Genomic DNA, 21,279 nt, shown 5'->3' with positions numbered 1-21,279 from the left:
AAGTAAAACCACTAAAAAAACTACTAAATAATGATTTAAATGAGGGATGCTAATATGGAACAAAAATTAAAAGACGAAGTAGAAGCAAGAAAAACATTTGCGATTATCTCCCATCCGGATGCTGGTAAAACAACAATTACTGAACAACTTTTGTTGTTTGGTGGGGCAATCCGTCAAGCAGGGACAGTAAAGGGTAAAAAAACAGGGAAATTTGCAACTTCTGACTGGATGGAAATAGAAAAACAACGTGGAATTTCTGTTACTAGTTCAGTTATGCAGTTTGAATACCAAGGAAAGAAAATTAATATTTTAGATACACCTGGGCACGAAGATTTTTCAGAAGATACCTATAGAACATTAATGGCTGTAGATAGTGCGGTCATGGTTATTGATAGCGGAAAAGGAATTGAGCCTCAAACCAAGAAGCTATTCCAAGTTTGTCGTATGCGTGGTATTCCAATTTTCACTTTCATTAACAAGCTTGATCGCGATGGTAAAGAACCGTTAGAACTACTAGAGGAACTAGAAGAAGTTTTGAAAATCGATTCTTACCCTATGAATTGGCCTATTGGAATGGGTAGAGGTTTATTAGGACTATATGATAACTACAATAAACGAATTGAAATTCATCATCCTGATATAAATGGAATAAATGGTGAGAAAATTGTTGAGTTAAATGCAGAAGGTAAAATAGAAGGAGACCATCCTATAAAGAAATCTTCTTTATATGATCAAGCTTTAGACGATATAGAATTATTAAATGAAGCTGGAAATGACTTTTCTGAAGAGAAAATTATAAACGGGCAATTAACACCCGTGTTCTTTGGATCCGCATTAACTAATTTTGGAGTTCAAACATTCTTAGATACTTTCTTGAACTTCGCACCTAGTCCATCTTCTCATAAAGATATATCAGGTAATAAAGTACCAGCGACAAATGACGAATTTTCAGGTTTTATTTTTAAAATACAAGCGAATATGAATCCTGCTCATCGAGATCGTATAGCTTTTATTCGGATTTGTTCAGGTGAGTTTGAACGAGGAATGGATGTAACTCTTGCTAGAACAAAAAAGAAAATAAAATTATCTAACTCAACTCAATTTATGGCTGAGAGTCGGGAAATGGTTCAAAGAGCGGTTGCTGGAGATATTATTGGTTTGTACGACACAGGTAACTTTCAAATTGGAGATACTATTTTTGAAGGTAAGAAATGTGTTGAATTTGAAAAGTTACCGCAATTCACACCTGAGATTTTTATGAAAGTTTCTGCTAAAAATGTAATGAAACAAAAATCATTCCATAAAGGTGTTCAACAATTGGTACAAGAAGGTGCTATTCAATTGTACAAAACGTTCCATACAGAAGACTACATTTTAGGAGCAGTAGGACAGCTACAATTTGAAGTCTTTCAGTATAGAATGCTTCATGAATACAAATCAGAAGTAATTATGACTCCGATAGGGAATAAAATCGCACGGTGGATTAAACCAGAACAATTAGATACTAGTATGTCATCTAGTCGGAATTTACTCGTTCGGGACCGTTTTGACCAACCATTGTTCTTGTTTGAGAATCAGTTTGCTATGCACTGGTTTGCAGATAAGTATCCAAATGTAGAACTAACATCCTTGTTATAAAATAAATTTGGTTAAAAAAATAGTAAAGCTAGAAACCCCGTATAGTAGTTTCTGTATGGGGTTATAGCTTTACTATTTTTTATAAATAAATCAGCAAGAACGTATTATTGCTCTACTAGTATAGATAACTCAACAATGTTAGGCGCATGTAAAATTTCTGCTTTATCTAGAGTTGTCTTTAAGATATTATCTATGGCATATTTTATCTCAGCATTTTTTATATTCCGGTGCTTGTTTAATAACAGAACATCTTCATGAGTAGGAGCTCCTGAAAAAATTACAGTTGTCGGTCCTAATGTATAAACTTTTATAAAGTTTGCATCAGTACTCCCTAATTGCTCGGTTACTAAATCTATATGGCTATTGGTAACGTCAATAAGCTTCATTTTTTCACCTCTTTTTTTAAATCTAGTAGATTGAGACTATTATATAATGAATAAGTAGTAAATTCAAAGTATATTAATTGAATGAAAAAGGATTAATCATAGGGTAAAAGAGTATGCAAGTAAGAGGATGTCTAGATTAAATTCTAAACATCCTCTTACTTGGCTAAATAGTAGTCGATTAGTTGGTAGTTTGATTAGCTTTTGTAAATGCAGAAACTTCCTCTTTAGAGGTAAGGATAATATCACCTTTATCATTTATTGAGGCAAGTAGATCTTTTATTTCAGGATAATCAATATAGAAATCAGCGATTCGATCTTCTATTTGTTCTTGAATAACGCGACGCAATGGGCGAGCGCCTAATTGAAGGTCGTATCCTAAGTCGACTAATTTCTTCTTAGCAAGTTGATCAACTTCTAAACTAATTCCTTGATCTTTAAGCATCTCGTTGACATCTCGTAACATTAAATCAACAATCACAAGTAAATGCTCGTATTCCAAAGTGTTAAACTCTACGATTGCATCAAAACGGTTAATAAATTCAGGTTTGAAGAAATCGGTCAAATGATTCAATACAGATTTTTGATTCCCTTTAGTGGCAGCGGAAAAGCCGACATTTGCTTCTATAGAACCACTTCCTGCACTACTCGTCATGATGATGATAGTATCTTTAAAACTAACTGTACGGCCTTGTGCATCCGTTAAACGACCGTCCTCTAGAATTTGTAAGAACATGTGTAAAACATCAGGATGAGCTTTTTCGATTTCATCTAAGAGCAATATACTATAAGGATTACGTCGTACTTTTTCAGTAAGTTGTCCTGCTTCGTCGTATCCTACGTATCCTGGAGGAGAACCGATTAACTTAGAAACACTATGCTTTTCCATATATTCACTCATGTCAAAACGAATATGAGCCTCTTTATTACCAAACATTTCTAAAGCTAATTGTTTAGCTAATTCTGTCTTTCCGACTCCTGTTGGTCCGACAAATAAAAACGAACCAATTGGACGATTTTTTTTATTTAAACCAATTCTACTTCTTCGAATAGCTTTTGAAATTTTTTCAATTGCTTGATTTTGACCTATAACTTGCTTACGTAAGTCTGATTCTAAGCTTTTAAGTTGAGATTGCTCTTTAGCTTTAAGTTCACCAACTGGAATATTGGTTTTTGTTTCAATAATCTGAACCATATCTTTTTCAGTTACAATAGGTCGCTCTTGTGATTGAATCGTTTGTTTTTCACGCATAGCTGCGAGCTTAATAGCTTGATCTCGATAGAATGCAGCTTTTTCATAATCTTCTTCTTTTAATGCAGCTTGTTTTTGTTGAGCAGTCTCAACTAGTTTATCTTCAATAAGTTTTGGATCCATCACTTTTATGGTTAAGTTCTTTTTAGAACCTGATTCATCAAGTAAATCAATCGCTTTATCTGGTAAAAAACGATCTTGGATATACCGACTAGATAATAAAACGGCATTTTTAATTGCTTCATCTGTGTAAGAAACTTGATGATAGTCTTCGTATTTACTTTTAATTCCTTCTAAAATATCAATCGTTTCTTTTATGGAAGGTTCACGTACTTGAACAGGCTGTAAACGACGCTCTAAAGCTGCATCTTTTTCAATAGAGCGATATTCTTTCAGTGTAGTTGCTCCAACCATTTGAAGTTCACCACGAGCTAAAGCCGGCTTTAGCATATTACCTGCATCCATGCTGCCTTCTGCGCTACCAGCCCCTACAATTTCATGTACTTCATCGATAAAAAGAATAACTTTTGGATTTTTTTTCATTTCATCCATTAATTGCTGCATTCTTTCTTCAAATTGTCCTCGGACACCTGTTCCTTGTACTAAAGAAGCAACATCTAACTGAATAACTTGTTTGTTCATTAATTTTTCAGGTACTTCAGCATCTATGATTTTTAAAGCTAAACCTTCAACTATAGCTGTTTTACCAACACCAGGTTCGCCAATTAAAACAGGGTTATTTTTAGTACGTCGATTTAATATTTCAATCACGCGATTAATTTCATTGTCTCGCCCAATAACAGGATCAATAGCACCATCTCTAGCTAAGGTTGTTACGTTTATCCCAAATTCTCCCAAAAGACCGCCTATTTTATTTGTAGGAGGGTATACACTTTCATTATAGCCATTATTTTTATTTGATGGAGTATTTTGATTACCACGCTCAGGTAAACTGATAGAGCGGAAAAAGTCATCTAAATTACTTATACCAAAAGGTTCTTGAAGAGTTTGACGATTGTCTTGTCTATTTCCTTTACCATTAGCTTCCTTTAATAGATTATAACAATTTTGACAAATATCTAATTGGCCTTTTTGACCATTCATGTTTGTGTACAAATGAATGTTTGCATCTAGCTGTTGACAATTTTGACACAACATATAGCACACATCCTTCCAGTAATTAATTTTGTAAAAGGTAGAAAGATTTTTTTGACCTTTTCTGACCTTTCAATTTATTATACACTGACCTTGTCTGACATTCAAGTATAGTGCTCTATCTTTTAATAAAAAATTAGAGTACAATTAGTCCTTAATAAATATGCTTTCACTTTAGAGGGGAAATGATATCTGAGATGGATAGTAGCCAAATTACAGAAAATATTGAAAAATTGATTAGTGGAAAGACAGACGAAATATTTATAAAAAAAGAAGATTTTATGATATTTAGAGAAATCTGGTTAAATCATCCGAAAAAAAATTCACTTATTGGTACGGCAAACCATTATGGTGAGGTTAGTTATCAGTATAAATCAATTGATTAAATGAGTAATAAACGAAATTCTACAAAGAAAAGATAGAAAGTAGTTGTAGAATCTTGTTTAAAATGGTAACATTATAAAGAAGAAAAAGTTATTTTTAAGTAGTGCGTTCTTTATGTAAAAGTGTTTAGACAATAACTACTTAGAAAAAACTTTAATAAAATTTTTTTTATTAAAAGGAGATCAAACATTATGGAAAAACGCGATTTTCACGTAATAGCTGAAACAGGGATTCATGCACGTCCTGCAACTTTATTGGTGCAAACAGCTAGCAAATTTAATTCAGATATTAATCTTGAATATAAAGGTAAATCTGTAAATTTAAAATCTATCATGGGTGTAATGTCATTAGGCGTTGGCCAAGGTGCAGAAGTTGTTATTAGTGCAAATGGTACTGATGAAGCAGAAGCAATTTCAAGTATTGAAGAGACAATGAAGAAAGAAGGTTTAGCTGAGTAATGGTTGAAAAATTAAAAGGGATCGCAGCGAGCGATGGCATTGCTACAGCAAAGGTCTATCTTCTTGTTGAGCCCAATTTATCTTTCGACAAAATCTCAGTTGATGATTCTGATTCAGAAATAGACCGTTTAAAAAATGCCTTGAATAAAGCAACTAAAGAACTTGAGCTGATTCGTGCTAAAGCTGTTAAAGCTTTAGGCGAAAAAGAAGCTCAAGTTTTTGATGCACATTTAATGGTTCTTTCTGATCCTGAGTTAATTGGGAGTATCGAAAGCAACATAAGCGACAATAAAGTAAATGCTGAAAGCGCACTTAAAGAAGTCACAGATACGTTTATCAGTGTCTTTGAAGGTATGGAGGATAATCCTTACATGCAAGAACGTGCTGCCGATATTAAAGATGTTACCAAGCGTGTATTAAGTCATCTTCTAGGGGTAAGATTACCAAGCCCAGCATTGATTGATGAAGAAGTAATCGTTATCGCACATGACTTAACTCCAAGTGACACAGCTCAATTAAACCGTAAGTATGTTAAAGCTTTTGTCACAGATATTGGTGGACGTACTTCTCACTCAGCAATTATGGCGCGTTCTCTTGAAATCCCAGCAATCGTTGGGACTAAGTCTATTACAGACTTAGTTGAAGAAGGAGATGTCATTATTGTTGATGGTTTAGAAGGTGACGTATTAGTTCATCCAAATGAAACCGATATTTCCTTTTACGAAGAAAAAGCAAATCAATTTGAAAATCAAAAAGCAGAATGGAATAAGTTGAAAAATGAAAAAACCTATACTGCTGATGGAAAACACATTGAATTAGCTGCTAATATTGGGACACCTAAAGACTTAGTTGGTGTTAAAGAAAACGGTGGAGAAGCCATTGGTTTATACCGTACTGAATTTCTTTATATGGATTCACCTGACTTTCCAACTGAAGATGCACAATTTGAAGCTTATAAAACGATTTTAGAAGGTATGGGTGACAAAGCTGTTGTCGTTAGAACGATGGATATCGGAGGGGACAAGGAACTACCTTACTTAACTTTGCCTCACGAGATGAATCCATTTTTAGGATACCGTGCAATCCATATTTGTTTAGCAGAACCAGATATGTTTAAAACACAATTGCGTGCATTATTGCGTGCTTCTGTCTTTGGTAAATTACGTATCATGTTCCCAATGATTGCAACTTTAGGAGAGTTCCGTAAAGCTAAAGCTATGTTGCTTGAAGAAAAACAAAACTTGAAAAATGAAGGCATTGCTGTTTCAGATAATATTGAAGTTGGTATTATGATCGAAATCCCAGCTGCAGCTATACTTGCCGATAAATTTGCTAAAGAAGTAGATTTCTTCAGTATTGGAACCAATGATTTGATTCAATATACTATGGCAGCAGACCGCATGAATGAACAAGTTTCTTATTTATATCAACCATACAATCCATCAATTTTACGTTTAATTAAAGGTGTAATTGATGCTTCTCATAAAGAGGGTAAATGGACAGGTATGTGTGGAGAAATGGCTGGAGATCAAACTGCTGTTCCATTATTAATGGGATTAGGACTTGATGAGTTTTCTATGAGTGCGTCAAGCATTTTGAAAACACGTAGTTTAATGAAACGTTTAGACTCAACTAAAATGGCAGAATTAGCAGATAAAGCAATCAATGATTGTGATACAGCTGAAGAAGTTGTTAGTTTAGTTACAGAATACACAAAATAATAAAAAGCCGTTGAAATTTATAATTTCAGCGGCTTTTTATTTTGTTTTTTTAGAATAATAAAAATACAATTTATTGAAATTAAAATAAGAAAGTATGCGAATCAAAATATATTAAACTTTTATCTGAAAATGTTATACTAAGGGCAGTAATTATTAGAAAGGAGTATTTTAAATAATGAGAAGAATTGGGTTCATTGGAACAGGTGTAATGGGTAGTTCCATAGTCAAGCATTTATTGAAAGCTGGTTATGAGGTAAATGTTTATAATAGAACAAAAAGTAAAACAGATGGATTAATTTCTTTAGGAGCTACTTGGTATGAAAGTCCTGCAGCAGTTACCGAAAAAAGTGAAGTGGTTATTACAATCGTAGGCTACCCTAATGATGTTGAAGAGACATACTTAGGGGAAAATGGAATTTTTAAAACAGCTACATCTGATCATATTCTGATTGATATGACTACTAGTACACCTACTTTAGCAGTTAAATTGTATGAAGAAGGAAGAAAAAGAAATATAGCCGTACTAGATGCACCGGTATCTGGTGGAGATTTAGGAGCACAAAAGGGGGCACTGACTGTTATGGTTGGTGGAGATGAAGACGTATTTAATAATATCGAGCCAATCTTAAATGTATTTTCAAGCAAAGTTAACTTACAAGGTTCCGCAGGTAAGGGTCAGCATACAAAAATGGTTAATCAGATTATGGTAGCAGGTACGATGACAGGACTGACAGAAATGTTAGTTTATGCGCAGGCAGCCAACCTGAATTTAGAAAAGGTTATTGACACGGTAAGCGGAGGTAGTGCAAATAACTGGTCATTAGTAAACTACGGTCCGCGTATTTTAAGTGAAGATTTTTCTCCAGGATTTTTTATAAAACATTTTGTGAAGGATTTAAATATCGCATTAAATGAGGCGGAAAAATTGGCTATCGATTTACCCTTTACAACGTTAGCTCAACATTTATATGAGAAACTTGAAACTGATGGACATGGAAATGATGGGACTCAAGCATTTATTAAATTATGGTGGGCTGAAGGAAATAGATAAGAAACAGTAGAATGAATAAATCAGTGATAGATATAAATTAAAGGAGAGGTAGTTAGTATCTCTCTTTAATTTAACGAAATAATGAGAGCGCTATTTTTAAAAAAGAATAATAGCTAGTTAGAATGAAACAACTAACTATATAGGAGGAATTAGAAATGAAAGCTAAACAGACAGTTTACGTGGATCAATTTACAAATGGTATTCTCGATCCTAATAAACCGATGGATTATTTTGTGAAAGACGGTGGATTTATCATAGCGAATACACCACCAGGCTGTTGGGGACCAATGATTACTCCTGAATTAAAGGGGGGACATGAAGTAACTAAGCCTGTTTACGTCGAAGGTGCAGAAGTTGGAGACGCAATTGCTATTCATATCAAAAATATCGATATTACCTCTACAGTGACTGGTTCTGGAAACGATAAGCCAGTTGGTGGACGTTTCACTGGCGATCCATTTGTAGATGCGAAGTGTCCTAGTTGTGGCATTGTTAATCCGAAATCAATTATAAAAGGAATTGGTGAAAAAGCGGTCCATTGTGCCAACTGTGATGCTGATATCACGCCGTTTGTTTTTACGCATGCTTATTCAATGGCTTTTGACGATAATAAAAGTGTTGGGTTAACTTTAAATAAACAAGCTGCAGAAATGGTAGCAAAAGATGGTAGACGGTATATGAATACACCCGAAGCGTCTATTCAGAATTCAATTTTAACCTTCGCTCCGCATGATATGCCTGGCGTCATTGCACGATTAAGACCTTTTTTAGGGCAACTAGGAACAACACCAGCAAGAGCTTTTCCTGATTCGCATAATGCAGGCGATTTTGGACAATTTTTGCTTGGCGCACCACATGACTACGGTATGACTGAACTAGAATTAGAAGATCGAACAGATGGTCATATGGATATCAACCGTGTTAGAACTGGAGCTATTTTAATTTGTCCGGTGAAAGTTGAAGGTGGAGGAATTTATTTAGGTGATATGCATGCAATGCAAGGCAACGGGGAAATTGCAGGTCACACAGCAGATGTGTCAGGAATTGTTAATCTACAAGTAAATGTGTTAAAAAATATAACAATAGGTGGACCTATTTTGCTGCCTGTTAGAGAAGATCTTCCGTATCTAGCTCAACCTTTTACTGAAGAAGAGAAACAACAAGCAAGTTCACTTAGTAAAGTCTGGAAAGTTGAGGAGATAGAAGAGAGTTACCCTATTTCGTTTGTCGGAAGCGGAGCTGATTTGAATAGAGCAACAGCTAATGGTCTTGAAAGAGCAGCAAACCTATTTGAGATAACTGTTCCTGAAGTGATGAATCGTGCAACTATAACAGGCTCAGTTGAAATAGGTCGTCATCCAGGTATGGTTACAGTTACTTTTTTAGCTCCAAAATCATATTTACAGTCTAAAGGGTTACTCGAAGTAATTGAAAAGCAATACAATTGATAATCTAACAAGATAAATGATTATATTTTAAAATGAAACAAATGTTATTTTAAAATAAATTGAGAAAAAAAGATAACTTTGCTGTCTTTTAAAGAAAAATCTGTTAAAATAGTGACTGAGCCAAGTTTGAAAGGGGTATGAGATCATGAAACCTTCACAATTACAGGCAATCATTCGCCGATTGGAAGCTATGCTAGAAGACAAAGATAGTGAAGTCCAAGTACGTAGATTCGAAAAAGAAGGCAATGAGCGTTGCCTGATTTCCTATGATGCTAAGACAACTACCTTTGAATTAGAAGATAGCTCAACACGTCAAGTTTATCAATTTGATGATTTAGATTTAGTTGCAATTGAGATTTTTGAATTATTGCAAGATTGATAAAAATAAAGAACAAGCTAGTTTAACTAAGCTTGTTCTTTATTTTTATTAACTTAGCATAGTCGTTTAAAAGTAATGTAAATAATAGAATACGAAAAAAGAATTTCAGCATACCTAGTAGAAATTCTTTTTTTACTTTAAGCTAATTTTCCTACAATCTTCGTCCCATGGACTTCATTGATTCCCAAGAACTCGATAACTTGCGAAGCGTTTTTATCGGTTATCCCTCCTCCGGGAAGAATAATAATTTTGTTATTAGCATAATCGACTAATTCTTTTAAGCGTGGCAATGTTATTTCAATAGAGTGATTAGCTACTCCACCATGTGTTAAAATGCGTTCTACACCGTGTTCAACTAACCAATCAATCGCTTCAAACTGTCGATCTTTTGGTATAGAATCAAAAGCCATATGGAAAGTTGTTTGTAGGCCGTATGATTCTTCTAATATTTGTTCCATAGCATCTTCATCTATCCAGTTCTCTTCAGTTAAACATCCGACTACAATGCCATCAATTCCAAGATTTTTAGCTTCGATAATATCATAGCCCATGATCTTTAATTCAGTATCATTGTAAACAAAATTTCCGCTACGTGGACGAATAATAACCATTACTGGAACGGAATATTCGCTACAATAAGCTAAGGTTTCTTGCATGACCCCTTTACTGACAGTTGTTCCACCACTAGGTAAGTAATTACAAAGTTCGACTCGAGTTGCTCCTTTGGCAATTGCAGAAGGGACTACCGTATAATTTTCAACACAAACTTCTTTTAGAAACATTCTGTCACTCTCCATTTTCTCAACTAATTTTTTAAAGTATACCACGAAAAATAAAATTAGTTTACCTTCCATCACTTTATTGAATAATGGCTAAGTCTTCGTTATAATAAAACTGAACAGTTAAAATATAAATAATTAATTGAAATAATATAATTAAAAAAAATTCACTAAAAGATTTAAATCTAAAGGATGGTATCTAATGAAAATTTTAGTTCAGAAATTTGGTGGGACATCTGTTAAAGATGAAGATAGCCGTGCAGCTGCAGAAAAACATATTGCTCATGCTATTTCTTTAGGATATAAAGTAATTGTCGTTGTTTCAGCGATTGGGCGTTTAGGAGATCCTTATGCCACTGATTCATTACTTTCGCTAATTGGTGGAAACCGCAGCTATTTAGATTTACGTGAAAAAGATATGTTGCTTTCGGTAGGAGAAACTATTTCGACAGCTGTTTTCACAAATGGGTTAAAGAAAAACGGGATAGCAGCTGTTGGTCTAACAGGTCAAGACGCTGGGATTGTAACGAATGAAGATTTTGGTAATGCTAAAGTTAAGAGAATTGATCAAACTGCTATTACCCGTCATTTTAAGTTTAATGATGTGGTTGTTGTAACAGGTTTTCAGGGCATAAGTGAAAATGGGCACATTACAACAATTGGTCGCGGTGGGAGTGATACAACAGCAGCTTTCTTAGGAGCATCTTTTGAAGCTGAAAGTATTGATATTTTTACAGATGTTTCAGGGATGATGACTGCAGATCCTCGTTTAGTTGATCATGCACAATTTTTAGAAGTTGTTAGTTATCGTGAGGTCAGCAATATGGCGCATGAAGGAGCAAAAGTGATTGATCCTAGAGCTGTCGAAATTGCAATGCAAGCTGGAATACCACTACGAATTCGTTCAACCCACCAACCTGTCACAAATACAGGAACGTTGGTCACTCATATCCAAAGTCAAATAGAACATTACCGTTTAGTTACTGGAATTGCTCATGTTCCAAATTTAGTACAATTTAGAGTTGAGGCTGATCCCGTAATGCAAGAGAAAATCTTTACTTTGTTAGCTAAAAGAGATATTAGTGTTGATTTCATTAATATTTTTCCAAATCAAATTATTTTTACACTGCCACAAACAGCTTTAGAGAATGCTCGAAGTTTATTTGAAAAACTAGCCGTCTCTTATTCAGTTATAGAAAATTGTGCGAAGGTTGCAATTGTCGGAGCAGGTATCACCGGTGTCCCAGGAATTGTTTCAAAAATTGTAACAACTTTAGTAGATAATCAGGTATCTATTCACCAATCAGCAGATAGTTACACAACTATTTGGATTTTAGTAGCGGAGGTTGATTTAAAAGTTGCTGTTAATTCCTTGCATACTGCTTTTTTAGAAAATGAGAAGTAGGCTAAAAACATTTGGGTTTGATTGCTATTTCATGTTTTTAACGTATAATTAGCTAGATAGTAAACTAGAGGGAGTACTGGATGAGTACTCCTATTTTAATGAGTAAGGAGAAATTATGCTAAATATATTCAAACCAACATGGATGATAGATGCGATTTATCATCTAACACCAGAACAATTAAAAAAACAACACATAAAAGCTGTTTTAACGGATTTAGATAATACATTAATTGCTTGGAATAACCCTGATGGTACACAGGAACTGATAGAGTGGATCCAAGTAATGAAAGATGCCGGTATCCCAGTTATTGTATTATCAAATAATAGTGCACCTCGTGTTAAAAAAGTAGCTCAAATTTTAGATTTGGAATATGTTTCAAGAGCGATAAAACCAACAGTTATTGGATTCAAAAAAGCAGAAGCAAAATTAAATCTTCCAAAAGAAGATATTTTGATGGTCGGAGATCAGATTATGACCGATATATGGGGCGCTAATCTAGCCGGCATACGTACAGTACTAGTTAAACCCATTATTGATAGTGATGCTTGGAACACGAAGCTTAATCGTTATATGGAATTGCATATTATGAATTACTTGATTAAAAAAGATCCAAACATGAGATGGAGGAAGTCATTACATGACGAAAGAATTAATGAATGAAGAAGCACTGCGGTGCATTGGCTGTGGAGCAATTATCCAAACAACGGATAAAGAAAAATCTGGTTACACACCAGATTCTGCGCTGAAAAAAGGATTAGAAAAAGATGAAGTCTATTGCCAACGTTGTTTTAGATTACGTCATTACAATGAAATTCAAGATGTAAATCTAACAGATGATGACTTCTTGAAATTACTAAATGAATTGGGCACAAAAGATGCGTTGATTATAAATGTCATTGATATTTTTGATTTTAACGGTAGTATGATTCCAGGGCTTCACCGTTTTGTTGGGAATAATCCTGTTCTTTTAGTAGGGAATAAAGTTGATCTGCTACCAAAGTCTTTAAAACGAGGTAAGATGACCCAATGGCTACGTGAAAGAGCATTTGAGGAAGGTTTGCGTCCACAAGACGTTATTTTAACAAGTGCGGTTAAACCTAAAGAAATGGAAGATTTACTAGCCATTATTGAAAACCATCGTAAAGGTCGTGATGTTTTTGTAGTTGGAGTAACAAATGTAGGGAAATCAACATTGATTAATCAAATCATTAATCTAACTGCAGGAGTGGAAGATTTAATTACCACTTCTCAATTTCCAGGAACAACATTAGATAGAATTGAAATACCTTTAGAAGATGGGAAATTTTTAATAGATACTCCCGGAATTATCCATCGTCATCAAATGGCTCATGTTCTAGGAGCTAAGGATTTGAAATTAATTGCGCCTAAAAAAGAAATAAAGCCAATGGTTTATCAATTAAATGAAGGACAAACGTTGTTCTTTGGTGGAGTAGCACGCTTTGATTACTTGAAAGGTGAGAGAAGATCTTTTACTTGCTTTACTTCCAATGACTTGAAAATTCATAGAACTAAATTAGAAAAAGCTGATGAATTGTATCAAAAACAAGTAGGGAAATTATTGCAGCCTCCTCGTGAAGATGAAGTTGATAGCTTTCCAGAATTAGTTCGTTTTGAATTTACAGCTAAAGAAAAAGCAGATATTGTTTTTGCTGGCTTGGGATGGGTCACCATTAATGAACCTGGGGCGATAGTAGCAGGATGGGCTCCAAAAGGCGTCGACGTTATTATAAGAAAATCGTTAATTTAATAAAAATTAGAATCGAGAAATCGATACAATTGGAGTGAAAAAATGGATTTATCAGGAAAACAAAAGCGTTTTTTGAGAAGTAAGGCACATCATTTAAACCCTATTTTTCAAATTGGGAAAAATGGTTTAAATAAAGAAGTGATTGTTCAAATAGGTGAAGCTCTTGAAAAAAGAGAATTGTTAAAAGTAAGCTTGCTACAAAATACAGATGAAACAGCTCAAGAAGTAGCAAACAAAATTGAATCAGAGCTAGGCTGTACAGCTGTCCAAATCATTGGTCGTGTAATTGTTTTATTTCAGCCTTCAACACAAGAAAAATACCGACGCATATCAGCACAAGTACCAAAAAAAAGAAACCAATAATTGTGTAAAGAAAGGTGATTATTTTGAGAAGGCAAACAGTTTCTTTTAATCAAACAAAGGGCTTAACGAATGATATCTCTTTGGAAATTGAACGAAAAAAAGTAGGTATTTTAGGCGGTACGTTTAATCCACCTCATGTTGGTCACTTAATAATCGCAGATCAAGTTTGCCGAAAACTTGATTTAGATAAACTTTACTTCATGCCTAGTGCTAATCCTCCGCATCGTAACGGAAAAAAAGCGATTCCTGCGTCCTATCGATTAGAAATGGTAGAAGCTGCTATCCAAAACAATCTTTATTTTGATGTTGAACGAGCTGAAATTGAGCGTGGTGGAAAAAGTTTTACCTACGATACAATGGTTCAATTAGTTGAAAAAAATCCAGATATAGATTATTATTTTGTCATCGGTGGAGACATGGTTGACTATTTGCCTAAGTGGCATAAAATTGACAAGTTAATTGATTTAGTACAGTTTGTAGGAGTAAACCGCCCTGGATATGCAGTCATAACCGATTATCCTATTATTTGGGTAGACATCCCATCCATAGATATCAGTTCAACCCTATTGAGAGAGAAATTAAAAATGAATTGTTCCGTGCGGTATTTGATTCCAGATCAAACATTAGAATACATTCATGAGAAAGGATTGTATCAAAATGATGATAAAATCAACTAATGTATCATACAGCAAGGATTATATTCCATTCACTAGAGCCGAACTTTTAGATAAGGTGCGACTACAGATGAGCCAGGAACGTTTTGAACATGTACTGGGTGTTGAAAAAGTTGCAGTAGAATTAGCACAACAATATGGTGCTTCAATTGAAGCGGCAAGCATAGCTGCTTTAATCCATGATTATGCTAAGGAAAGAGATTTACAAGAGATGCACGATTTAATCATTAGTGCGAATCTAGATTTAGACTTATTACAATATGGCAGCGAAATTTGGCACGGTCCAGTAGGGGCAATTCTAGCAAAAAAAGAGTTGCGTGTAAAAGATGAAGAAATATTAAATGCTATCCGTCATCATACAGTTGGCTCTTCTAACATGAGTTTATTGGAACAAGTTATTTATGTTGCTGATTATATTGAGCCTGGTCGTGATTTTCCTGGTGTAGATGAAGCTAGAAAATTAGCAAAAAGTGATTTAGCTAAGGCAGTTTCATTTGAAACAGCCCGTACACTACAGTATTTAATTTTAAAACAAAGAAAGATTTATCCAAAGGCTATTGAAACGTATAATACGTGGGTAGCGAAAAATTAGGAGGAACAACATGACAGCAACAAGCGAAAAAATATTAGGATTAGTAGTAAAGGCTGCAGACGATAAAAGAGCAGAAGATATTATGGCAATGGACGTTAGAGAAGTATCCATTTTAGCAGATTATTTTGTTGTTATGCATGGAAATAGTGAAAAACAAGTTCAAGCTATTGCGGATGAAATTATTAGTCAATCACATAAACAAGGTTTTGAAGTAAAACGCGTTGAAGGTAGAGATTCAGCAAAATGGTTATTAATTGATTTAGGTGACGTTGTCGTTCATGTTTTCCATTATTCAGAGCGCGCATTCTATAATCTTGAAAAATTATGGAGTGATGCACCATTAGTTGACATCACAGAGATGGTTTAAGAAAAAATGAGTTATCAAACTTTTGCTCAAGTCTATGATGCGATTATGGATGACACACTTTATGAGCGATGGGGTCATTTTGTTGATCTGCATCTTCAAAGTAATGGTCAGAAATTATTGGAATTAGCTTGTGGTACTGGGGCTTTAGCAGTGACATTGAAAAAAAGAGGGTATAATGTAACTGGATTAGACTTGTCTCCAAATATGCTTAGTCTTGCAAATGAACGAGCCGTAACAAATGGCGTTCAGTTACCTTTAATTGAAGGTAATATGTTAGATTTATCTGAAGCAGGAGAATTTGAAGTAGTAACCTGTTTTTCAGATTCTATTTGCTACATGCCAGATGAAAAAGCTGTCTTAGCTGTTTTCAAAGAAGTAGCTAAGACTTTAACTAAAACCGGCAAATTTCTTTTTGATGTGCATTCCACTTATCAAGTTGATGAAGTCTTTCCTGGGTATATGTATAATGATCAATCAGAAGAAATTAGTTTTCTTTGGCAAAGTTATTCAGGTGAACAGCCTCATTCTATTGAACATGATTTAACTTTTTTTGTATACAATGAAGATAAGGACTTGTATGAACGTTTTGATGAGACACATAAAGAACGAACATATCCTTTGGAAGCTTATTGTGATATGCTTAAACAAGCGGGTTTTAGTTCTATTGAAGTTTTTTCTGATTTTGGTGATTCTGAGGTAGAAAAAAAATCTATACGTTGGTTTTTTGCATGTACCAAATAGCAAGCTAATCAATTTGGTTGAGTCAAGTAAAAGTAGACTGAGTGAAGAAAAAACAGGAGAATCGAAACTGATTTTTCTGTTTTTTACTGTACTAAAGATAAATAATAAAAAACGGAGGGTTAACCAATGCTAGACAAAGCCCGACAATTGTTACAAGAGATATATGGATTTGATGAATTTAGATCTGGACAATTGGAAGTAATTGAAAATGTTTTAGACGGAAAAGATTCATTAGCTATTATGCCAACAGGTGGCGGAAAGTCAATCTGTTACCAGATTCCTGCACTAATATTTGAAGGAATTACCATTGTTATTTCTCCTTTGATTTCTTTAATGAAAGATCAAGTAGATGCTCTAACAGAACTAGGTATACCTGCAACCTTTTTAAATAGTACTCTATCTCTTCAAGAAATGAATGAACGGTTAAGAAGTGCTAGTAATGGCGAGTATAAATTAGTTTATGTGGCTCCAGAACGATTTCAAACAGAAGAAATTTTTTATTTGATGCAAGCTATTAAAGTTTCAGTTATTGCAATCGATGAGGCACACTGTATTTCACAGTGGGGACATGATTTTAGACCAAGTTATTTGTCTTTATGCGAGACGATTCAACATTTTTCATATCGACCAACTATTTTAGCCTTAACAGCAACTGCAACACCAGTAGTATCTAGCGATATCCTTCATTTATTAAATATAGAGGAAGAAAACTACGTTAATACTGGATTCGTTCGTGATAACTTAGCCTTTCAAGTTGTCAAAGGACAAGAGCGTAACCGTTATTTATTAGATTATTTAAAAATAAATGAGGGCCAATCCGGCATTATATATGCAAGTACCCGCAAAGAGGTCGAGCGAATTTTCGAATTGCTACAATCAAAAAAAATACCAGCTGGTAAATATCATGGTGGGATGAAGGAAACTGAGCGAAATGAGTGGCAAGAGAAATTTCTTTATGATGAAATAACGGTGATGGTAGCAACAAATGCTTTTGGAATGGGAATAGATAAAAGTAATGTTCGTTTTGTTATCCATTATCAAATACCAAAAAATATTGAAGCATACTATCAAGAAGCAGGCCGTGCAGGTCGTGATGGGTTACCAAGTGATGCGATTTTATTGTTTTCACCACAAGATGTACAGATTCAATATTATTTTGTTGAACAATCAGATATGGATGACGAGCATAAAAAGTTAGAATATACAAAAGTAAGAGAAATGGCTCAATATGCTTCAACACAAGTGTGTTTGCAATGCTATATTGTTCACTATTTCGGTGATGAATGTAAGGAATGTGGCCAATGTAGCAATTGCTTAGATGAACGAGAAGCAATGGACATTACAAAAGATACGCAAAAAGTGTTGTCTTGTGTTAAGCGGATGGGAGAAACTTTTGGGAAGTCTATGGTTATGAAAGTTTTAACTGGTTCAAAAGATCAAAAGGTCAAACATTGGAAATTTGAAGAACTATCAACCTATGGTCTAATGAATGCAATGCCACAAAAAGAAGTCACGCAGCTCATTGACTATTTAACAGCAGAAAAATATTTAACTCCAACAGATGGGCAATACCCTTTATTAAAAATTACTGAAAAAGGTGCATTAGTATTGAAAGGCAAAAGCAGCGTCACACGTAAGCAAGCTCAAAAAGCTCACAAAGTAGCTATTGATGACCGTTTATTTGACCGTTTACGAGAAATAAGAAAAGGGCTAGCAACATTGCAGAAAGTGCCACCTTATGTTATCTTTTCAGATGAGACTCTGCGTCAAATGTGTCAATTGATGCCTCAAACTGAAAATCAACTCCTATCAGTTAAAGGTGTTGGTGAAAATAAACTAGAAAAATATGGTTCAGTTTTTCTAGAAGCTCTGAAAGAAGAAAATAGTACAATTTGAAGTGAGGATGAAAAATGAAAAGTTGCGGTGTTATTGTAGAATACAATCCATTTCATAACGGCCATCTTTATCATATCCAACAAGCAAGAAAAAAAACAAATGCTGATGTTATTATTGCCATAATGAGTGGTAATTTTTTGCAACGGGGAGAGCCTGCGATTGTAGATAAGTGGACTAGAACACAGATGGCATTATTTAATGGAGCGGATTTAGTGATTGAGTTGCCAGTTTCTTTTAGTGTGCAACCTGCTGATTTCTTCGCTAAAGGAGGAATAGCCTTGCTTCATTCATTAGGCTGTCAAAATTTTTGCTTTGGAGCTGAGACTGGTAAAACTGCTGATTATTATGAGTTAACGGATAAGCTTAAGCACAAAAAATCAGAAATAGAAGAACGCTTCAATGAGTTGAAAAATGATGGATCGAGTTACGCTTTTCAAATGGACCAAATTATGAAAAAATTACTTCCAGAAACACAATTAAATTTATCCTCTCCTAATACAATTCTAGGTTTAGCCTATGCAAAAGAGAATGCTAACTATTCTAATCCAATGGCATTAGTTCCTATAAAACGAATAGAAGCTGAATATCATGACAAAGACATCGTGGAAAACCAAAAGAGAGCTAGTGCTACTGCTATCCGCGTAGAATTAACAAACAGTTTGGACCAAAAAAATTCTTTAGAAATCTTAAAAGAAGTGATGCCAGAATCTAGTCAGAATTTATTATCAGTAGCAGAGTGGGTAACTTGGGAAAATTATTGGCCGTTTCTCAAATACCAATTAATAAATCAATCGATAAAAGAATTACAATTAATTTATGAAATGAAAGAAGGCATTGAATATCGGTTAAAAGAAAAAGTGAAAGAAGCCGAAAATTTCAAAGACTTTATTTCATTAGTAAAAAATAAACGTTATACTTGGGTTAGGTTGCAACGATTATGTGTCTATATTTTATTAAATATGAAAAAAAGTGAAATAAATCCACAATTAGACTCACCGAAAGCTATTCATCTATTAGGTTTTAATAAAATCGGTCAGACTTATTTAAACGGAGTGAAAAAAATAGTGGATTTACCAATACTCAATCATATTAATAAAAAGAACGCTTCTTTATGGGAACTAGATATTAAAGCAGGTGATATTTATAATTTAGGTTATACTAATAACATGCGACAACAAGATTATCGAAGACAACCAATAATAATAACTTAATTTTTAATTTCTTATGAAAAGATACATGAAAGCATGTATCACAAGCTTTTCAGTGTAAGGTAAAATACGTTGACAAAGGTATGTTAGACTAGTATAATTATCTTTGTTGCTTTAGGAGTGATGGAAAATGAAATGGTCATTAAACGAATTGCAAAAATACCGCTTTGAACCGCTTATTTTTTCCGAAACAGTTGATTTGAAAAAATCGTTGTTGAAGAGAGAAAAAGAAATTTTAGATGTATCGCCTATTCTTTTGGAAGGAAATCTAATTGTTCAAGAAAACGAGATCTTGCTTCATATGGTTGTTTCATTAGATGTGACACTGCCTTCCGCAAGGTCATTAGAACCAGTATTGATACCTCTATCATTAGAGGTAGACGAGATTTATATTCCAGAAAATGTAGCAAGTCGCGAAACTGACGAGGATGAAGGAACGGTTATTCAACTAGAGAATGATTGGGTCGATTTATCTGAAGCAATTGAAGACGCGGTTTTGTTAAATATTCCGATTCAAGTTTTTACTGAAGAAGAAGTAAAGGAAAATAAAATGCCAAGTGGAAACGATTGGGTTGTGATGTCTGAAGATGATTTTACATCAGAAAAAGCAGAACAAAAAGCTAAAACATTGGACCCTCGTTTTGCCGGTTTAAAAGATTTATTTAAAGATGAATCTGATGATAAGAAGTGAGAATAGAGTTTAAATCTCCTCTTTTCGAACAAGCAAATCAAGAACAGAAGAAAATTTAAGGAGGTGTAGAGAATGGCAGTACCAAAAAGAAGAACATCAAAAGCTAAGAAAAACAGACGCCGTACGCATTTTAAATTAGAAGTGCCTGGCATGAATGCATGTCCTAACTGTAGTGAATTGAAAAAAAGTCACCACGTTTGTGCAGCATGTGGCCATTATGATGGAAAAGAAGTAGTAAGCAAAGAAGCATAAGACTAACATTATGTTGAGATAACATTAAAACACCCTTGAGACCATGGCTCAAGGGTGTTTTGCTTTAAAAAAATAATACACAGGATTAATTTAATGATGGTAAATATATTATAGGTATACAAGAATATAAAGTTAGTGTAAATTGAATAAGAGATCAACTGAGAAAACAACTCGAATAACGAATTTGCTTAAAAACCTAAATTATTATTTTAATTGAAAGGAGAATTGCCATGAATGGATCTATGTTTAAGCTAGCAGATATCGTTCTTTATATTATACCAATTTTACTATTATATATTTTTGGTAAAAGCATTAATCGTCATTTTCAAAATCAAGAAATTAGAATTAAGCTTGCAGATTTAATGGTCCCGTACTTGATGATGGGCATTCAGATTTTAAGTATACAAGTTTTCGAAATATCTATTTTTCCTTACTATCTAATTATTCTATTTAGTTTAGGTATGATTATTGCAATTTTTTTAGCCTATAAAAAAGGGGAGATTATTTACAACCGTTTTTTTCGAACTTATTGGCGCTTTGTATTTATTTTTTCTTTGTTCACGTATTATTTTTTAGTGGGAGCTAGTATTTTAAATAATCTAATGATTTTTTAAGTAGTAAGATAGATTTTTTAATCTATTTTACTACTTTTTTGCATTTTATTTGGGAAAAG

Annotated in this window: 23 protein-coding genes; 20 read left to right on the top strand and 3 right to left on the bottom strand. The window is 34.0% G+C overall.

Going from position 1 to position 21,279, the window contains the following annotated elements; genetic code table 11:
* Positions 1-54 precede the first annotated feature (54 nt).
* Positions 55-1,638: a peptide chain release factor 3 gene (locus tag B9Y54_RS11115; protein WP_085560300.1), complete on the top strand. Its 1,584-nt coding sequence runs from the start codon at positions 55-57 to the stop codon at positions 1,636-1,638.
* A 104-nt stretch (positions 1,639-1,742) separates the two neighbouring features.
* Here B9Y54_RS11115 and B9Y54_RS11110 read toward each other — a convergent pair whose 3' ends face one another.
* The gene (locus B9Y54_RS11110; RefSeq protein WP_085560299.1) at positions 1,743-2,024 is read right to left on the bottom strand and encodes a DUF1827 family protein; all 282 of its coding nucleotides are present in this window, start codon (positions 2,022-2,024) and stop codon (positions 1,743-1,745) included.
* Between the two features lie 178 nt (positions 2,025-2,202).
* The gene (locus B9Y54_RS11105; RefSeq protein WP_085560298.1) at positions 2,203-4,431 is read right to left on the bottom strand and encodes an ATP-dependent Clp protease ATP-binding subunit; all 2,229 of its coding nucleotides are present in this window, start codon (positions 4,429-4,431) and stop codon (positions 2,203-2,205) included.
* A 182-nt stretch (positions 4,432-4,613) separates the two neighbouring features.
* Between B9Y54_RS11105 and B9Y54_RS11100 the strand changes: the two genes are divergently transcribed.
* From B9Y54_RS11100 to B9Y54_RS11075, 6 genes are all read left to right on the top strand, one after another.
* Positions 4,614-4,814, top strand: a complete 201-nt coding sequence (locus B9Y54_RS11100; RefSeq protein ID WP_085560297.1) for a hypothetical protein — start codon at positions 4,614-4,616, stop codon at positions 4,812-4,814.
* 189 nt (positions 4,815-5,003) lie between these two features.
* Entirely contained in the window at positions 5,004-5,270 is a 267-nt protein-coding gene (locus B9Y54_RS11095; RefSeq protein ID WP_085560296.1) for a phosphocarrier protein HPr, read from the top strand.
* Positions 5,270-6,991: a phosphoenolpyruvate--protein phosphotransferase gene (gene ptsP / locus B9Y54_RS11090; protein ID WP_085560295.1), complete on the top strand. Its 1,722-nt coding sequence runs from the start codon at positions 5,270-5,272 to the stop codon at positions 6,989-6,991. The genes B9Y54_RS11095 and ptsP overlap by 1 nt, the downstream gene beginning before the upstream one ends.
* Before the next feature lie 175 nt (positions 6,992-7,166).
* Positions 7,167-8,042, top strand: a complete 876-nt coding sequence (locus B9Y54_RS11085) for an NAD(P)-dependent oxidoreductase (RefSeq protein ID WP_085560294.1) — start codon at positions 7,167-7,169, stop codon at positions 8,040-8,042.
* Positions 8,043-8,197: 155 nt separating this feature from the next.
* Positions 8,198-9,490, top strand: a complete 1,293-nt coding sequence (locus B9Y54_RS11080) for an acetamidase/formamidase family protein (RefSeq protein ID WP_085560293.1) — start codon at positions 8,198-8,200, stop codon at positions 9,488-9,490.
* A gap of 145 nt (positions 9,491-9,635) precedes the next feature.
* A complete protein-coding gene (locus B9Y54_RS11075) occupies positions 9,636-9,869 on the top strand; it encodes a YkuJ family protein (protein WP_085560292.1) in 234 nt (77 codons plus the stop codon).
* A 137-nt stretch (positions 9,870-10,006) separates the two neighbouring features.
* On the opposite strand, the gene B9Y54_RS11070 is transcribed toward B9Y54_RS11075, so the two are convergent.
* Positions 10,007-10,651, bottom strand: a complete 645-nt coding sequence (locus B9Y54_RS11070) for a copper homeostasis protein CutC (RefSeq protein WP_085560291.1) — start codon at positions 10,649-10,651, stop codon at positions 10,007-10,009.
* 199 nt (positions 10,652-10,850) lie between these two features.
* Between B9Y54_RS11070 and dapG the strand changes: the two genes are divergently transcribed.
* The 13 genes from dapG (at position 10,851) to B9Y54_RS11005 (ending at position 21,220) form a co-directional block, all read left to right on the top strand.
* Positions 10,851-12,053: an aspartate kinase gene (gene dapG / locus B9Y54_RS11065; RefSeq protein WP_085560290.1), complete on the top strand. Its 1,203-nt coding sequence runs from the start codon at positions 10,851-10,853 to the stop codon at positions 12,051-12,053.
* Positions 12,054-12,168: 115 nt separating this feature from the next.
* On the top strand, positions 12,169-12,714 hold the full coding sequence (locus tag B9Y54_RS11060) for a YqeG family HAD IIIA-type phosphatase (RefSeq protein ID WP_085560289.1): 546 nt from the start codon (positions 12,169-12,171) through the stop codon (positions 12,712-12,714).
* On the top strand, positions 12,692-13,822 hold the full coding sequence (yqeH, locus tag B9Y54_RS11055; RefSeq protein ID WP_085560288.1) for a ribosome biogenesis GTPase YqeH: 1,131 nt from the start codon (positions 12,692-12,694) through the stop codon (positions 13,820-13,822). Before B9Y54_RS11060 ends, yqeH begins: the two co-directional genes overlap by 23 nt.
* A gap of 42 nt (positions 13,823-13,864) precedes the next feature.
* Complete coding sequence (gene yhbY, locus B9Y54_RS11050; protein WP_085560287.1) at positions 13,865-14,185, top strand: ribosome assembly RNA-binding protein YhbY; 321 nt, start codon at positions 13,865-13,867, stop codon at positions 14,183-14,185.
* A gap of 20 nt (positions 14,186-14,205) precedes the next feature.
* A complete protein-coding gene (locus B9Y54_RS11045; protein WP_420836094.1) occupies positions 14,206-14,862 on the top strand; it encodes a nicotinate-nucleotide adenylyltransferase in 657 nt (218 codons plus the stop codon).
* Positions 14,843-15,451 (top strand): bis(5'-nucleosyl)-tetraphosphatase (symmetrical) YqeK, encoded by a 609-nt coding sequence (yqeK, locus tag B9Y54_RS11040; RefSeq protein WP_420836092.1) that lies wholly within the window; start codon positions 14,843-14,845, stop codon positions 15,449-15,451. The genes B9Y54_RS11045 and yqeK overlap by 20 nt, the downstream gene beginning before the upstream one ends.
* 10 nt (positions 15,452-15,461) lie before the next feature.
* Positions 15,462-15,818, top strand: coding sequence for a ribosome silencing factor (gene rsfS / locus B9Y54_RS11035; protein ID WP_085560285.1), 357 nt, complete (start codon positions 15,462-15,464; stop codon positions 15,816-15,818).
* Between the two features lie 6 nt (positions 15,819-15,824).
* Entirely contained in the window at positions 15,825-16,559 is a 735-nt protein-coding gene (locus tag B9Y54_RS11030; protein WP_085560284.1) for a class I SAM-dependent DNA methyltransferase, read from the top strand.
* Positions 16,560-16,685: 126 nt separating this feature from the next.
* Positions 16,686-18,455: a DNA helicase RecQ gene (gene recQ / locus B9Y54_RS11025; RefSeq protein ID WP_085560283.1), complete on the top strand. Its 1,770-nt coding sequence runs from the start codon at positions 16,686-16,688 to the stop codon at positions 18,453-18,455.
* A 14-nt stretch (positions 18,456-18,469) separates the two neighbouring features.
* Positions 18,470-19,666, top strand: a complete 1,197-nt coding sequence (locus B9Y54_RS11020; RefSeq protein ID WP_085560282.1) for a nucleotidyltransferase — start codon at positions 18,470-18,472, stop codon at positions 19,664-19,666.
* A gap of 127 nt (positions 19,667-19,793) precedes the next feature.
* Complete coding sequence (locus B9Y54_RS11015) at positions 19,794-20,354, top strand: YceD family protein (protein ID WP_085560281.1); 561 nt, start codon at positions 19,794-19,796, stop codon at positions 20,352-20,354.
* Between the two features lie 72 nt (positions 20,355-20,426).
* Positions 20,427-20,606 carry a 50S ribosomal protein L32 gene (gene rpmF / locus B9Y54_RS11010; RefSeq protein ID WP_085560280.1) on the top strand — a complete coding sequence of 60 codons (180 nt, stop codon included), beginning with the start codon at positions 20,427-20,429 and terminating at the stop codon, positions 20,604-20,606.
* 230 nt (positions 20,607-20,836) lie between these two features.
* Positions 20,837-21,220 (top strand): DUF3397 domain-containing protein, encoded by a 384-nt coding sequence (locus tag B9Y54_RS11005; protein ID WP_085560279.1) that lies wholly within the window; start codon positions 20,837-20,839, stop codon positions 21,218-21,220.
* The last annotated feature ends 59 nt before the right edge of the window (positions 21,221-21,279 follow it).

The organism is Carnobacterium iners, assembly GCF_900177385.1.
Classification (GTDB): Bacteria; Bacillota; Bacilli; order Lactobacillales; family Carnobacteriaceae; genus Carnobacterium_A; species Carnobacterium_A iners.
Note: the sequence above shows the minus strand (reverse complement) of the source record. Positions and strands in the feature narration are given on the sequence as shown.

What these genes read in the sequence shown, in the direction of transcription:
- dapG (WP_085560290.1), top strand. Translation starts at nt 10,851, where the DNA reads ATGAAAATTTTAGTTCAGAAATTTGGTGGGACATCTGTTAAAGATGAA.
- B9Y54_RS11085 (WP_085560294.1), top strand. Translation starts at nt 7,167, where the DNA reads ATGAGAAGAATTGGGTTCATTGGAACAGGTGTAATGGGTAGTTCCATA.
- yhbY (WP_085560287.1), top strand. Translation starts at nt 13,865, where the DNA reads ATGGATTTATCAGGAAAACAAAAGCGTTTTTTGAGAAGTAAGGCACAT.
- B9Y54_RS11115 (WP_085560300.1), top strand. Translation starts at nt 55, where the DNA reads ATGGAACAAAAATTAAAAGACGAAGTAGAAGCAAGAAAAACATTTGCG.
- B9Y54_RS11020 (WP_085560282.1), top strand. Translation starts at nt 18,470, where the DNA reads ATGAAAAGTTGCGGTGTTATTGTAGAATACAATCCATTTCATAACGGC.
- B9Y54_RS11015 (WP_085560281.1), top strand. Translation starts at nt 19,794, where the DNA reads ATGAAATGGTCATTAAACGAATTGCAAAAATACCGCTTTGAACCGCTT.
- B9Y54_RS11075 (WP_085560292.1), top strand. Translation starts at nt 9,636, where the DNA reads ATGAAACCTTCACAATTACAGGCAATCATTCGCCGATTGGAAGCTATG.
- B9Y54_RS11080 (WP_085560293.1), top strand. Translation starts at nt 8,198, where the DNA reads ATGAAAGCTAAACAGACAGTTTACGTGGATCAATTTACAAATGGTATT.
- B9Y54_RS11030 (WP_085560284.1), top strand. Translation starts at nt 15,825, where the DNA reads ATGAGTTATCAAACTTTTGCTCAAGTCTATGATGCGATTATGGATGAC.
- B9Y54_RS11100 (WP_085560297.1), top strand. Translation starts at nt 4,614, where the DNA reads ATGATATCTGAGATGGATAGTAGCCAAATTACAGAAAATATTGAAAAA.
- B9Y54_RS11095 (WP_085560296.1), top strand. Translation starts at nt 5,004, where the DNA reads ATGGAAAAACGCGATTTTCACGTAATAGCTGAAACAGGGATTCATGCA.
- rpmF (WP_085560280.1), top strand. Translation starts at nt 20,427, where the DNA reads ATGGCAGTACCAAAAAGAAGAACATCAAAAGCTAAGAAAAACAGACGC.
- recQ (WP_085560283.1), top strand. Translation starts at nt 16,686, where the DNA reads ATGCTAGACAAAGCCCGACAATTGTTACAAGAGATATATGGATTTGAT.
- B9Y54_RS11105 (WP_085560298.1), bottom strand. Translation starts at nt 4,431, where the DNA reads ATGTTGTGTCAAAATTGTCAACAGCTAGATGCAAACATTCATTTGTAC.
- yqeK (WP_420836092.1), top strand. Translation starts at nt 14,843, where the DNA reads ATGATGATAAAATCAACTAATGTATCATACAGCAAGGATTATATTCCA.
- B9Y54_RS11070 (WP_085560291.1), bottom strand. Translation starts at nt 10,651, where the DNA reads ATGTTTCTAAAAGAAGTTTGTGTTGAAAATTATACGGTAGTCCCTTCT.
- B9Y54_RS11060 (WP_085560289.1), top strand. Translation starts at nt 12,169, where the DNA reads ATGCTAAATATATTCAAACCAACATGGATGATAGATGCGATTTATCAT.
- ptsP (WP_085560295.1), top strand. Translation starts at nt 5,270, where the DNA reads ATGGTTGAAAAATTAAAAGGGATCGCAGCGAGCGATGGCATTGCTACA.
- yqeH (WP_085560288.1), top strand. Translation starts at nt 12,692, where the DNA reads ATGACGAAAGAATTAATGAATGAAGAAGCACTGCGGTGCATTGGCTGT.
- B9Y54_RS11005 (WP_085560279.1), top strand. Translation starts at nt 20,837, where the DNA reads ATGAATGGATCTATGTTTAAGCTAGCAGATATCGTTCTTTATATTATA.
- rsfS (WP_085560285.1), top strand. Translation starts at nt 15,462, where the DNA reads ATGACAGCAACAAGCGAAAAAATATTAGGATTAGTAGTAAAGGCTGCA.
- B9Y54_RS11110 (WP_085560299.1), bottom strand. Translation starts at nt 2,024, where the DNA reads ATGAAGCTTATTGACGTTACCAATAGCCATATAGATTTAGTAACCGAG.